This window comes from Flagellimonas spongiicola (assembly GCF_023502425.1).
In the GTDB taxonomy this organism is placed as follows: Bacteria; Bacteroidota; Bacteroidia; order Flavobacteriales; family Flavobacteriaceae; genus Flagellimonas; species Flagellimonas spongiicola.
Map to the genome: position 1 here is coordinate 219,511 of NZ_JAMFMA010000004.1, position 13,775 is coordinate 233,285.

14 protein-coding genes are annotated in these 13,775 nt (G+C 39.0%); 5 read left to right on the forward strand and 9 right to left on the reverse strand.

The window, feature by feature from the left end:
* Positions 1–44: 44 nt before the first annotated feature.
* Together M3P19_RS15820 and M3P19_RS15825 are read left to right on the forward strand one after the other, a co-directional pair.
* Positions 45–1,409: a hypothetical protein gene (locus M3P19_RS15820; RefSeq protein ID WP_249658665.1), complete on the forward strand. Its 1,365-nt coding sequence runs from the start codon at positions 45–47 to the stop codon at positions 1,407–1,409.
* Between the two features lie 29 nt (positions 1,410–1,438).
* Positions 1,439–2,719, forward strand: coding sequence for a DUF885 domain-containing protein (locus M3P19_RS15825; RefSeq protein WP_249658666.1), 1,281 nt, complete (start codon positions 1,439–1,441; stop codon positions 2,717–2,719).
* 30 nt (positions 2,720–2,749) lie between these two features.
* Here M3P19_RS15825 and M3P19_RS15830 read toward each other — a convergent pair whose 3' ends face one another.
* The 3 genes from M3P19_RS15830 to M3P19_RS15840 all read right to left on the reverse strand — a co-directional run bounded on the left by M3P19_RS15830 (position 2,750) and on the right by M3P19_RS15840 (position 5,719).
* A complete protein-coding gene (locus tag M3P19_RS15830) occupies positions 2,750–3,745 on the reverse strand; it encodes a TolB family protein (RefSeq protein WP_249658667.1) in 996 nt (331 codons plus the stop codon).
* Positions 3,746–3,845: 100 nt separating this feature from the next.
* On the reverse strand, positions 3,846–4,616 hold the full coding sequence (locus tag M3P19_RS15835; protein ID WP_249658668.1) for a LytR/AlgR family response regulator transcription factor: 771 nt from the start codon (positions 4,614–4,616) through the stop codon (positions 3,846–3,848).
* Complete coding sequence (locus M3P19_RS15840; protein ID WP_249658669.1) at positions 4,613–5,719, reverse strand: sensor histidine kinase; 1,107 nt, start codon at positions 5,717–5,719, stop codon at positions 4,613–4,615. The genes M3P19_RS15835 and M3P19_RS15840 overlap by 4 nt, the downstream gene beginning before the upstream one ends.
* Positions 5,720–5,785: 66 nt before the next feature.
* Here M3P19_RS15840 and M3P19_RS15845 point away from each other — a divergent pair, with 66 nt between their 5' ends.
* Positions 5,786–6,259, forward strand: coding sequence for a hypothetical protein (locus tag M3P19_RS15845; RefSeq protein WP_249658670.1), 474 nt, complete (start codon positions 5,786–5,788; stop codon positions 6,257–6,259).
* 11 nt (positions 6,260–6,270) lie between these two features.
* On the opposite strand, the gene M3P19_RS15850 is transcribed toward M3P19_RS15845, so the two are convergent.
* Complete coding sequence (locus M3P19_RS15850) at positions 6,271–6,789, reverse strand: DinB family protein (RefSeq protein WP_249658671.1); 519 nt, start codon at positions 6,787–6,789, stop codon at positions 6,271–6,273.
* Between the two features lie 215 nt (positions 6,790–7,004).
* Here M3P19_RS15850 and M3P19_RS15855 point away from each other — a divergent pair, with 215 nt between their 5' ends.
* Together M3P19_RS15855 and M3P19_RS15860 are read left to right on the forward strand one after the other, a co-directional pair.
* Entirely contained in the window at positions 7,005–7,988 is a 984-nt protein-coding gene (locus tag M3P19_RS15855) for a TolB family protein (RefSeq protein ID WP_249658672.1), read from the forward strand.
* Positions 7,989–8,005: 17 nt separating this feature from the next.
* Positions 8,006–8,677 carry an alpha/beta hydrolase family protein gene (locus tag M3P19_RS15860; protein ID WP_249658673.1) on the forward strand — a complete coding sequence of 224 codons (672 nt, stop codon included), beginning with the start codon at positions 8,006–8,008 and terminating at the stop codon, positions 8,675–8,677.
* Between the two features lie 2 nt (positions 8,678–8,679).
* Here the strand turns inward: M3P19_RS15860 and M3P19_RS15865 are convergent, their stop codons facing one another.
* The 5 genes from M3P19_RS15865 to M3P19_RS15885 all read right to left on the reverse strand — a co-directional run bounded on the left by M3P19_RS15865 (position 8,680) and on the right by M3P19_RS15885 (position 13,741).
* Positions 8,680–9,978, reverse strand: a complete 1,299-nt coding sequence (locus M3P19_RS15865; protein WP_249658674.1) for a TRAP transporter large permease — start codon at positions 9,976–9,978, stop codon at positions 8,680–8,682.
* Between the two features lie 2 nt (positions 9,979–9,980).
* Complete coding sequence (locus M3P19_RS15870) at positions 9,981–10,439, reverse strand: TRAP transporter small permease (RefSeq protein ID WP_249658675.1); 459 nt, start codon at positions 10,437–10,439, stop codon at positions 9,981–9,983.
* Between the two features lie 2 nt (positions 10,440–10,441).
* Positions 10,442–11,443: a TRAP transporter substrate-binding protein gene (locus tag M3P19_RS15875; RefSeq protein ID WP_249658676.1), complete on the reverse strand. Its 1,002-nt coding sequence runs from the start codon at positions 11,441–11,443 to the stop codon at positions 10,442–10,444.
* Positions 11,444–11,552: 109 nt separating this feature from the next.
* On the reverse strand, positions 11,553–12,773 hold the full coding sequence (locus M3P19_RS15880; protein WP_249658677.1) for a hypothetical protein: 1,221 nt from the start codon (positions 12,771–12,773) through the stop codon (positions 11,553–11,555).
* Positions 12,774–12,814: 41 nt separating this feature from the next.
* Positions 12,815–13,741, reverse strand: a complete 927-nt coding sequence (locus M3P19_RS15885; protein ID WP_249658678.1) for a Vgb family protein — start codon at positions 13,739–13,741, stop codon at positions 12,815–12,817.
* Positions 13,742–13,775 lie beyond the last annotated feature (34 nt).

Sequence of the window (13,775 nt, forward strand, 5' to 3'; positions counted from 1 at the left end):
TAATTAAAAGCATTAACTTACAATTCAATCAAAAAACAATCAAAATGAAAAACTGTACCTTAATCCTATTGGTGGGAGTTTTATTCCTGTCCTGCGGAGAAAAAGAAAAAACAGAAACCCAAGACAAAGCAACAAAAACGGAATATGCCACTAGCATGGTGTTTCGAGAAACCCCATTCGCTGATATCCGTCCCGCAAAGAAGATTACCAAAGAGGAGTCCAAGAATATCAATCACTTTCAATTGGATTACGATGACCAGGGCCGTCTTGTTGAATTGAAATATCTATTAAATGGGAGATTAAAGGCTTACTACGATCGATTTGTGCGAGCACCACATATTAAAATTGCTTACACCGACAGTTCAGAAATCAGAACTTTTTATAATGAGTATGGTACAAGATGTTTAGTATCCGGAAGTGTGTACCAAACTAAGATTAAGTTGGATGAAAATGGCAAGCGGGAGCACTTAATGTTCTATGGCCTTGAAGGGCAACCTATTGAAAATGACTTTGGAATTGCATCCTATAAATGGCAAAAAACAGCTGAAAACATCATTCTGGAACATCGCTATGACCGTGATGGAAATATTAAAAGAAATCGACCTGGATTTGGGTATATGGTCACGGAATTCCAATATGGTTCCAATGGTTTACTTTCTAAAATGGTCAACTTGGGTGAAAGTGGGAACCAGCCAACACCAGATGAGGCTGGTGTTGTCAGTACAAAAATTGGTTATGATGAACATGGCAGGTTTACACAATGGTTGAATTTAGATGGTCAAGACCAACCCATCAAAGGAATGAGTGTTATCGCCGAAATCAGATATATACCTTCAGAATACAGTGGGGAAGAGGATGCTGTCTTTATTGATGAAAACGGAGACCCCCAAAATACGCGCTGGGGAGCTCACAGGGTCATGTATGAGTTTGATGTCTTTGGTAACGAATTAACACGAAGGTTCCGTGATACCCTGAATCAACCTCTAAATGTAAGCGGCAATCTTGGTTTGGCAAAAAGTACATGGACGGAAGACGGTATGTACCGAAAAGAGCGTACCTACTTTAATATTTCTAATGAAGCAGCTGGAATTGGTCAGAATGGAATCCATAAGATCAAGACATTTTTCGATGCAAAGGGCAATCCGGTTTGCACATCAAGTTATGATCTAGAAGATAATCTTGTCATAGATCCAAGTAGAGGGTATGCAAAGGATAGTTTGACTTTTGATAATCAAAATAGATTAATTGCAAGACAATTCTTCGATACAACAAATTCGCTGGCCGATCATAATACGTGGGCCGTGGCGTCTTTCAAGTATAGCTACAATGAAAAAGGCGAGCTTTTAGCAGTGGAAACAAAAAATGCAGCAGGAGAAATCACAACGCCCCAATGGAATCCTGTACACTAGGATGTGCCGTCCAACCTTAAAAAAAGATAATGAAGCTTAAGTCAATACTAAGTGCTATTTTTTTACTGCTTTCTGGGATTAGTTGTTCCCAGCACGCGGAATTTTCGCAGATTGAAAACGAATTTTTAGAACAAATTGAAGGTTTAGAAGTACCCAATTTGCAAATTAATTATGTAGCTAGACTAAGCAATATTTCCACTAGCGAAAAACTCAGGGAGCAAGAAGTGTTTTTTTCTGGGTTGCTCAATAAATTGGATGCCATAACGATCAATGAGCTTTCAAACGCTGAACGAATCAGTTTTGAGATTTTACGATATGAGTCCAAATTGAATTTAGAACGTGTTTCATTGGAAAAAAAATGGCGTGCGGTTCCGTTGGATGAATCCGTGAGTATCTATAATGTTCCCAATGGAACAGAATGGTACACCTACTTACTGAAACGATGGGTGGATGCCCAAGTCAAACCTGAGGCGTTGTTTCAATTTGGTCTTTCAGAAATAGCATCAGTAAAGGCAAATATGCAGCGGTTGCAACAAACCTCAGGAATGGAAGAAGACGAATTTCAGAAATATCTTGAAGATGAGCGGTTTTATTTTGTAGACCCCTCCGATGTGCAAGATGCTTTTGAGGCAATTCGAGAAAAAATGAAGGTCACAGCCAACAGCTTGTTTCCCTATATCAATCAAATTCCAGAAGTTAACATTGCAAGAGGAACAAATGAAAATCTGGCGCAGGTTCCCGGTTTTTATGACAACAGCACCTTTTTCTATAATATTTTCAGTGAGCCGTTCAACAATAGGCAACTGGGTTGGTTTTATGCCCATGAGGCAATTCCTGGACACCATTATCAATTTATGGTTAATGAAATAGTTGAGCGATCACCTGTACAAAATTGGTTTTCGTATCCTGGTTTTTTTGAAGGATGGGGTGCCTATGTGGAGTATTTGGGAGATGAATTAGGCTTTTTGGAAACCATATATGACGAATATGGAAAATGGGAATGGGATTTGATTCGCTCAGTACGTGTGTGCATTGATATAGGGCTCAATTATTATGGCTGGACCGATGAAAAGGCACTTGACTTTTGGAAAGAACATATCTCCAATCAGGATGCAATAGGCATACGTGAAATCAATAGGATGAAACGTTGGCCAGCACAGGTAATCTCATATAAATATGGGTCGAGTCGCATCCTGGAAATGCTTGAGAAGGCAAAACAGGAACCAGGTTTCAGCTTTATGGAGTTTCACAAGAAGATTTTACAGTATGGAGACCTTCCTATTAGCATACTTGAGAAGTATCAAGGTTAGCTAAGATTTGATTATGCTTAAACTCCAGTATTATTGTTCTAAGTGCCAATTTGGAAAAACATTGTTTGCTTCATTGTTGGTAAGCTGCTTGAGATTCCCACCATTTTGGTGAATAGTGAAAATTTGAAATTTTTTTGAATTTCGTTTTGAGGAAAATGCAATGCGCTCCCCATCTGGAGACCAAGATGTACCATAGAATATAGGGGGAGCTCCTTCATAATAGGGTACGAAAAGGTTACGTTTGGCAGATTGATTATTCGTTAGATTTTTTCGTTCAGTACCATCCGAATTCATGATGTATAGATCAATATACTTTTTATTGGATTTTCTTTCGAGCACATAAAAAGCAATTTTGCTACCATCTGGCGACCATGAGAAACCAAATTCATCCTGATTAGGGGTATTGGTAAGATTAAAAACAGCTTGACCTTTTTCATTCATGGTGTAGATATCGGAATTGCCACTGCGGTCTGATCCAAATAGAATCTTTGAACCATCAGGTGACCAGGTTGGACCGGAATCAGCTCCTTTGGTTCTGGAAACGTTGGTATCACTGCCCGTATTCAGATCCATCATAAATATTTCAAAATCCCCTTGGAAATAAGGCCCTTTCTCAGTGTCTACTTTATTGTATAGCACTTTGGTTCCGTCCGGAGACCAAGAACCCACGTACGAATAATGAGGTCCTTTTGAAAATTTTTCTTGATTTGTAAAGTCACTATTGGCCATCGCGATTTTATAACCACCATACTTATAGGTTCCAAAAATCACTTTTTTTCCATCAGGTGAAAACTTTGGGGAAGTATTGGCCCTACGAAGTACCGCATCAAATGTATGTTGCTTCCAATTGGAACCATCTGGGTTCATGGAGAAAATCTCAAAAGTGGGATAGCGTTTGTTTTTGGCTTCTGAATCAAAATAGATTCGCTCTTGTTTTTTTGATTGTGCAGTGCAAGATGCCATCGCGAATAGCATCAAAAAAAGTTGAAATGCGTGCAGGCGTTGGGATATAACAGTGTTTTTCATGTTTTAGCTTTCAAACAAAAGAACAAAATGCCTTAAAGAAGCTATTGATAATTGTGACCTACGCAGATAATTGGGAGCAATGGTTTGCATTTTCTACACATTATGCCTCCAATTCTTCCAAAAATGCTACAACATTGGTTTTGTAAGACCTGCCTGAAGTAAATTCCAAGCCCGTTTTAAGGCTGATTTTATAATGGGAGTTTCCTAAATAAAAACAGCTTTTGATATAACGTTTATTCAGAATTAATGAGCGATGTACCCGAAGAAAAACTTTGGAGTCCAATTCGAATTCAATTGCGTTCATCGTGGCTCTAAAAAGATACTTACCGTTATCCGTATGCAATTCGAGGTAATTCCCATCGGATTGAATATGGGAAATCTCATCTGTTCGTATTCGAACCAAGCGGCCATTTTTTTTGATATTGAACTCATGCCTATAAAAACTATCTTCATTTTGCCCCAAATCTTGAAATAGATTACCGAGTTTTTGTCCCAGCTCATAGGCTTTGTTGGCTTTTTTCAACCCTATCAGTCTTGTGAGTGAATCGTTTAATCTGTCCTGGTCAAATGGCTTTAACAAATAATCCACGGCATTGATTTCAAAAGCCTTGAGCGCAAACGAATCGTAGGCTGTTGTAAATATGACGTATGGCATTCGATTAAGTTTATTCAAGACCGAAAAGCCATCCAAATCGGGCATTTGAATGTCAAGAAATACAAAATCTGGTTCCTTTAGTTTTATGGCATTAATAGCTTCTTTCCCATTTCTACATTCAGCAACAACAGAAATATTATCGTGAAACGCCAACAACTTTAGCAATCGTTGTCGGGCCAAGTATTCATCGTCAATCACAACACACCTCAGTTTCATTTTTCAATTTTTAAGGGTAAACCTAATTTGACATTGTACAGATTGGGGTGTTCTTGACCATAACTAAAATGGAAATTGTCATCATAGATTCCCTCCAATCGTTGTTGGACATTTTTTAATCCTAAGCCTGTGCCATGGGACAATGTAGAACTTGAGTTAGGTTCAATAGTATTGGAAATATGGATGTAGAGTTTAGGGTTCTTGTTTGCATTGTTCTTTTTTGAAATAGTAATCTTGATGGCTCCTTTCTCAACAGCTGGGACAACCCCGTATTTGATGGCATTTTCTATAAGGGGTTGTAAAATCATGTTAGGAATTTGAGCCTCCATAACGGTATCATCAATAGTGAAATTCATGCGCATTTTATCCATATATCTGATTTGTTCCAAATCCAGATAATGCCGTATGAATTCCAGTTCCTTCTTCAAAGTCGTCATCTGCTCCATATCACTCTCTAGCATCGTTCTGAGCATTGTCCCAATTTTCGTCAACATTTTTTGGGCTTTTCTGGTATCAATGTCGATCATGGAGGATATGGAATGTAATGTGTTGAAAAGGAAATGCGGATGCAACTGCATTTGTAACGAATTTATTTGCGCCGCGATGAGTTCCTTTTGATTGAACAAATATTGTTTTTGGTAATTGGCGCCAACAAAAACTGCGAATATGATCAAGAACTCAATAAAACTTGAAAAACTGCCAACAGCGAGTGCCACTAAACCGTTGTTGCCAAGGAATTCCCTTAAATAACCTGAGTCAAGATAAAAAGCCACATCATAAAGTCTTGTTGCCAATATGCGATGAAGGAGAGATATGAGGATCGCATGTAGAAGTAATTCCCCAATGCCATGTATCGCTTTTTGTCTTGTATTTAGACTCTTGGAGACCTTTGTAATCCAAGGCATAAATACCAGCCATAATACGTAGTTGATGACAATCTGAATACTGATAAACAACCAGCTAAAAGGAAAATTGTAGCCATTCAAAATATGGTTGGTATATGCTTTTGCAATAAAAAAGCAACTTACAAGCAAGACTGCGATAATCAACCTGTTAAAGGAGATAGGCAAATTTTTATAACTTTGGAAGAGTTGTCTTGGCATGCGAAATATTTTCCTTTCTAAGGTATAAAAATGAATTCATCAATCTTGTAGCATACTATTTCCATCATGATACGTTATGTTTTAATTCTGGCATTTTTCCCCATTGCTGTTTTGGTTTCCTGTAAGAAGGAAAAGAAGCAAGTTTCACAAGAAGAAACGCAAAACGAGCAGAAGGTCAAAAACATCAGTGAGCTTAGCTATCAGGAAATTTTTTATTTATTGCATGATGAAGATGAATATGGTGTTGATTATCATGGAGAAGTATTTGGTCAAGACGCCTCTTCAAAAGCCAACTTGGTCAAAATTGACCATTCCGATTGTGGCGATGCGATTGGTTTGGTTAATTCGGATAGCATTGCAGTAGTGGAAGCTGCGGTTAAAATATCCTTTAGTTTTCCAGGAAATGAGATTAAGGAGTTTCACCGTTTATATACAGTGAAACCGGGAGAAACCGTTCCCGTTGGCCATTCCAAACTTTGCTATGATGGTTCAGAATATACAATCCAACGCGAAGTAGCTTCAGCCGGCTTCAAAGACTAAACAAAAATTAATCACCAACCACCTGAAGGACCTGGGGCAATACCTTTAAGTCTTGTGTAAATCGTACTTTTTCCATGTTCACGTTGCAAATGATCGGTCATGATCAATATCGATTGCAATCTTGACATCTTGCTTCCGAAGAATTCAATCTCTTCATTTAAATCTTCTTGATTTAGTCCGGCAATGCCAGAACGAATGAATGCAAATGAGCCTTCTAACTCTGCTATTACTTTGTTTTTGGCCTTGGTCTCTGTGATTGGGTTTGGGTCTGGAGTTTCCAATTTTACCACTGATGCAAACAGATAGTTTGCGCCACTAGTATGTGCCAATTGTTGGGCAAAATCCCTTAGCTCTTCAGTAGGTTTAAAGCTGTAGTTCTCTTCAGGCATGGCCTTTGCCGTTTCCACCACCATTTTTGTCATGTTGTCCCAGGCGACTAGGATGTTTTCCTTTTTCACCTGTGCGTTAATGTTACTCACCGTCAAATAAAACAATAGTAGTAACAGCCCTTTTACTGTGTTTTGTATCATACAATAGAATTTTTGAATTGATCAAAACTAGGTAGCGCTTATGTGCATATCCAATGATTTGTGATGGAAGTGAATTTGAGGGATATATGGTGTTCAAATAGCGCCACAAGAACCTATTGCCACTATTTATCACTAAACAAACTTCCTATCCCATTTAAATAGTAAAGGACCAAATGTGCAGATAGTTTTGTGACCAAACACATAAACAAATCAAGATGAGAAAACTTATTTTTTCAACCCCCATGCTTTGCATTATCATGATAGTACTATTCCTTTCGTGCAAAGAAAAGAATACTGAATCTACAAATGACACAGAATCTGACACGATTGAAATTAAAGGACAACAAGAGCAAGAAGATGATGTGCAAAATCCTACAACAGGTATGGGGCCAAACATATCTCCAGATGGTAAAAAAGTGGTGTTCTATTCATATGTCGATGAGAACAAAGGCTATATTTTCAGTATGAATATTGATGGGTCAGGAAAAAAAATGATTTCCAAACAAATTCCTACCGGTTTTCATACGGAACCTGTTTGGTCACCAGATGGTACTAAAATTGCATTTACCAATTTTACACCAGATTCTGGAGCTAAAGTTTTAGTTATGGATAAAGATGGAAACAATTGGCAGAATCCTGTTAGTGTTTCGGACAAGGGATTTCATATGTTCGGGGATTGGGAGCCAGACAGTAAAAACTTCTACTTTTTTCATTGGCCTGAAGGTGGTTTCACTCCAGATGTCTATTATTATGAAAATGGGACTGTAAATCGAATTACAAATGATGGAATTAGTTGCAGACCGCATTTGGGAGGAGATGGTACCTTGTTCTTTAGCAAGATTGTAGATGAAGAAAAGCGGATTTATGATACCTATAAGGTGATTGGCTCTGTAAAAAACGACAAAATTAGTACTCAGAAAATGGATGACCTGGAAGGGGACTTTTTTACCGATAAGTATGCCTTGAAAACCAAGGACGTTGGCGATTCAACTGTTTTCGTACTAGAAGATTTGGATGGGAACGATTTGCGGGAAGTAGGGTCGGTACCACATAAAGGAATTATGTTTCCAAAATTGGATAAAGATTTGAAAAATATAATCTATAATACAAGTTTTGAGGAAGGGCCAGAGGTCCACTTGTTGAATTTGGAAACGAACACCATTACAAAATTGGTCGCTGAATCTGAGACTAAATCTTAATCTGTCAAGCAAAAGTGATGGCGTATCTGAAATTTAGTAAACTACAAGTATTGGCTTTATTGACTGGGATTTTTACCACCTCAGTTTATTCACAGCAGAAAATTGAGAGACTCGATATTGGCAATGATGAACTGTTGGTGCGAGTAACAATACCTAAAGCATATGATGGTGTGAAAAGCTTCCCCGTTCTTTTAGGTCCCGGTTTGGATGGTGACAATCTAAAAAACGGCAGTCGATTTTTTGGCAACAATAAGGAGGAGCACGGTTGGATTTTGGTAGAAAGTCTTGTACATATGAAACCAAGGAAGGCTGTTGGCGTAGTTCTGAATTATTTACAGGACAACTATAAAATAGGCGACGTGTATATATTGGGATTTTCAGCAAACAGCATAGATGCTTTTAATATTGCATCAGACTACCATAATAGGATCGATGGTGTTATAGGAATGCCTGGAAACCCTAATGTGCAGGATTTAGAGAAGTTAAAACGGCTATCGAAAATGAAAATCATGATGATAGTTGGGGAACGGGATTCATATTGGAAACGAAGGGCTGAAAGTGCCAAAAACGTCCTCGATGATCAAAACATTTGGAATCGTTTAAAAGTTATTCCCAAAGGTGGGCATGTATTGGACGAACTTACCGGTGAACCTTTATTTGCAATTCTAGAAGAACTACAGGCAAACTGAATCTATAGTACTTGAAACAGTTTGGGAAGCCAAAGACTGATATTGGGAAAGTAGGTGATCAAGAACAAGGCGATAATCATTGCAATGAACAAAGGGAGCAATGGTTTGACTACTTTCTCAATACTGGTTTTGGCGACTCCGACCCCAACAAATAGTACTGAACCCACCGGCGGCGTACATAGGCCGATACAAAGATTAAGAATCATCATGATGCCAAAATGTACAGGGTCTATGCCCATTTTGGTCACAACAGGTAAGAAAATTGGTGTAAAAATCAGCACGGACGGAGTAATATCCATAAAAATCCCCACAAACAAGAGCAATAGATTAATGATGATCAATACCACAATCTTATTGTCGCTTAAAGCCAAAAGTGCGGTGCTAATGTCCTGTGGAATGCTCTCATAAGACAAAGCCCACGACATGCACATGGATGCACCAATAAGCAACATAACCACTGCTGTTGTTGCCGACGAATCCAAAAGTATCTGCGGAAGCTTTTTTAAAGAGATTTCCTTGTACACAAAACCAAGAATAAGACTATAAAATACGGCAATGGCCGATGCCTCTGTTGCAGTGAAAATTCCACTTACAATTCCACCAATAACAACAACAAGCATGAATAAACTTGGTACTGCTATCAAGAATGTTTTGAATACAGATTTCAAAGAACTGCGCTCACCTAATTGATAACCTTTCTTTTTAGCCCAAATCGAGGCGATTATCATTAAAAAGATACCAGTTAAAATTCCTGGAATGTAACCGGCGAGAAATAAAGCTGCAATGGATGCACCACCACTTGCCAAGGAATATACAATCAGAATATTACTGGGGGGAATCAATAATCCAGTGGTAGCAGAAGTGATATTCACGGCAGCACCAAATTCTCTGGAATAGCCTTCTTTTTCCATTTCTGGACCTAAAATACCACCCATGGCCGATGCCGATGCCAAGGCTGAACCGGCTATCGCACCCATCAACATTGCAGATATAATATTGATTAAGGCAAGGCCACCTGGGAGTGAACCCACCAATGTTTTTGCAAAGGCGATAAGTCGATGCGCTATCCCGCCTTTGTTCATTAGCTCACCCGAAAGAATAAAAAAGGGAATGGCAAGCAAAGCAAAACTATCCAACCCTGAACCTATGCGTTGTGCTACGGTTGTTAGGGCAGGCATGGTAGGGATACTGACCAAGAGCGTCAATAAGGAGGAGATTGCTATGCTCCAAGCAACAGGTGTGCCTATGGATAAGAGCACAATAAAACTCAATACTAGGGTTAAAATCGGTATATAATCCATAGTTATAGCGTCCTTAAATCTTGGATTTTATAGTAAATGATCAATACGCCACTTAGCGGTAGGGCCAAATAAACCAAGGCTAAAGGTAATTGCAATGCTGGTGATGATTGCCCCAACACGTACGTAATATAAACGAGTCTAGAGCCACCTATCACCAATGCGCCTAAACTAAAAAGTAATACCAATAGGCTAACCAATTGCTTTAGTTTGCGTTCTACTTTTTTGTTGAACTTTGAACGGAGTACATCTATGGCCACATGCCCATTTTTGCCAGCCACATAGGCGGCACCAAAGACGCCTAACCAAATCATCAAATACCTTGCTAGTTCATCTGTAAAAGAACTTGGCACTGCCAGGACATATCTGCTGATAACTTGCCAAAGCACATTGATTACCATAATCCCCATGATTGCAATAAGCAGGTAGCTTAATCCCTTATCTACTTTTGTTCGAAAATTCATCCTTACTTGGTTTCTTGTATTTCTTTGATTAAGCGATAAAACTCCGGGTCATTTTTGTATTGCTCCAAGTTTGCCGCCAATTTTTCAGCAAATAGCTTTTTATCCGGCCTTATGATTTCTACCCCGGCCTCGGTAACGGCATCTAAAGCTTCTTTTTCAGAAATTGCCCATAACTTACGCTGATAAATGACAGATAGGTCCACGGCATGTTTCAACCATTTTTGCTCCTGTTCATTCAATTTGTTCCATGTGTTCGTACCCACCAAAATCACATCCGGTAATACGGTATGTTCATCAAGGGAATAATACTTGCAGACTTCGTAATGTTTAGAAAGATAAAAGCTGGGAGGATTGTTTTCTGCCCCATCAACGACACCTTGTTGCAGGGAAGTATACAGTTCACCCCATGAAATTGGAGTAGGGGACCCGCCAAGACCTCGAACCATTTCCATCGCAGTAATACTTTCCATGACCCTGATTTTTAATCCCTTAAGGTCTTCAGGGCGCTCCACTGGTCTTTCTTTGGTATAAAAACTCCTGGAGCCTGCATCGTAATACCCCAGACCTTTTAACCAATACTTTTCCCCTTCATCCAGTAGTTCCTGCCCGATTGGCCCGTCCAAGACTTGGAAAGAATGTTCGCGGTCTCGGAACACAAAAGGCAGCCCCAACACTTTCATTTTAGGTGCAAAATTTTCCAATACCCCTACTGAAACTTTAGTCATATCCAGCGATCCCAATTGTAGTAGTTCCAAACTTTGACGCTGCGTACCTAACTGCTGATTCGGATAGATCTCTATTTGCATTTTACCATTGGAGAGACTGTCTAGATATACACCCATTTGCACCATGGCCAAATGAACGGAGTGGTTCACATCCAATCCATGTGCCAATTTTATGGTATTGATATCCTCTTTACCCGCACATCCACCAAAAAGGGCTAAAAAAAGGACAACTAAGGCTTTTGAAAAGACGGAAAATTTGGTTCGATGTAGGCTGAGCATTTAAATCTAAGATGAATGGCTCAAGATAAAGAAATACCGCCGAAAATAGATTGGTGTTTTTGTTAGATAATACGATTTTACAGAAATAAGGCTTTAATCCCGTAACCTACTAGCTTGATTTGTAAGGACATAAAATACGCTTTGTGTATCCACCATTAAGATCTTTTATTAAAATATAGGATTCTAAATTCACATCGCAACGCAATTTTCCTTGCTCATTCAGATACAATCGTCCAATTGGCATATTGGTTTCATCATAAAGAAACTGTATTTGTGAATAGCCAGCGCCTTTTCGGAAAACGGGCTTTCCGTTAATGTCTTGATAGTAGGTCAATAACCTTAGCCGACCATCAGCATCCCATCTGAAGCATTGTCCCCCGTACCCACGATTGACCGGAATTGTCTTTTCACCATTCACATCAATAAAATTATAGCTTAATCGATTGCCTTGACTATTGTATACCCGTTCAAATCCAGCATGACCAAAAGCCGATTCTGTTGGATTTCCAACTTTGTCGAAAAAACGGGTTCTGACCAAGTATCCATTTTCATTGAAATCATGTTTAACTTCTGAAACTTTGGGTCCAGTTTTAATGCTTCGTTCACCGTTATTAGTTGCCATTGCTGTCCATTGAATAATTTCCCTGCCTTTTGATTTGAAATTGATGGTAATTCCATTGGGGTCACTTATCCAATTTTCCTTGGTTGTTGCAAGTTGATTAGGATTACCCTGTTTATCAAATTTCCATTTAACATATTCATAAGGGAACCAGCCGTTAATGGGCTTTATGTTATCTTCTATATTGAATCGAACTTCCAAGACACTGTCGCCCTTGTATTTCCATTCATAGCGATAAATCCCGTTTAATTCAGCTGGATTATGATTTTTATCTAAATAACGAAGGGAAACCGGACGGTTCTTTTTGTCCAGTGTATATTCTGAATATGAAGGTTTATCAGGTATGATTTTGGATTGGTAATCCAAATGCTTAACCAGCATTTTTCCTTTGGGATATTCGAACAAATTTATAGCAGACCAGACATAAGAACTGCAGGTATAATTCTCATAGATGGGTTTGGGGCTGCCATTTAATTCGTAAACAATGCTCTTAAGTTGATTTGCGTCATAAGTAAATCGATATAAAGCAACAGAATCCAATGCATCGTTGTGTAAAACCGCTCCTTCGAAACTATGTAAAGGGGTGTGCGTAGTAGATAGCGACCTGTAATTGATATCCTGGGCCCCAATTGAAGTTGAGCCCAGGAATAGGATGTTAACAATAATGTTGAACGTGAAATTGAAACTAAAAAATCGAATGAGGCTATTCATGGGTTTGTTTGATATGTCATTAGGGAAAGGTACTGATTTACTCAATCATTTCTGAACCCTGTTAGCATCCGTATTGCACCACTTCCGCCATTTTGTGCAACAAAAAGCGTGTTTCCATCACTGGAGGCAACGATACCAATTGGGTTGTGGAATGTGGCTACATCACCACTGCCATTGCGCGTTCCGGTCACACCTCTTTGACCTGCAATCACTTCAACACTTCCGTTCATATCGATCATGAATATTTGATGGTCCGTAAGGGAGGTGGCGAAAAAGTAGTCATTGGAATAGGTAATGTAACCAACGCCACCTGTCACAGGTAGATTTGCAAAAACAGTCTGATCTCCAGTTTCTGCATCCACCTTATGAATGATACCTGTTGTATAATCCGAAATGTAAATGTTGTCGTCATCATCTACAGTAAGACTACTATTGTTTACCGAACTTATAGTAACTCGGGTTTTGTTGCCGTCGGGGTCTATTTTGGTATATGCACTGTTTACGTTATTGTTTACGAAAAGATTCCCTTGGGAATCGAATTCAACCGCAATTGGACCCGGGACGGCAGCAGCAAATTGACTAATTTCAGAGCCGTCTGGTGAAATTTTAGCGATGTCAGCGACATCATATCTGGCTAAATAGAGAAATCCTTCTGAATCAAAATCCATTCCTGCTGCACCAAGTTGATTGCTGGCAAAAGTTGAAATGTTTCGGTCTGGAGTAATTCTGTATACAATATCAGTTCCGTAATTAGTAGCAAATAGGTTACCATTATCATCCAGTGTAAGGGCGTCAGCGGCATTTATATTAAAAAAAGTGCTCACTTGTACAGGAGATGGGTCTACCGCAGGTGGATCAGGAACTTCAGGTGTAGGATTGGAATTTGGTTCTGGCTCTGAATCCCCGGAAGAACAATTGACCAAAAACGCAGATAAGATAAGAAATGACACTAGTTTTAGTTCTTTCATTTAAGTCTTGAATTAAAGATTTAAATCAAAAAAA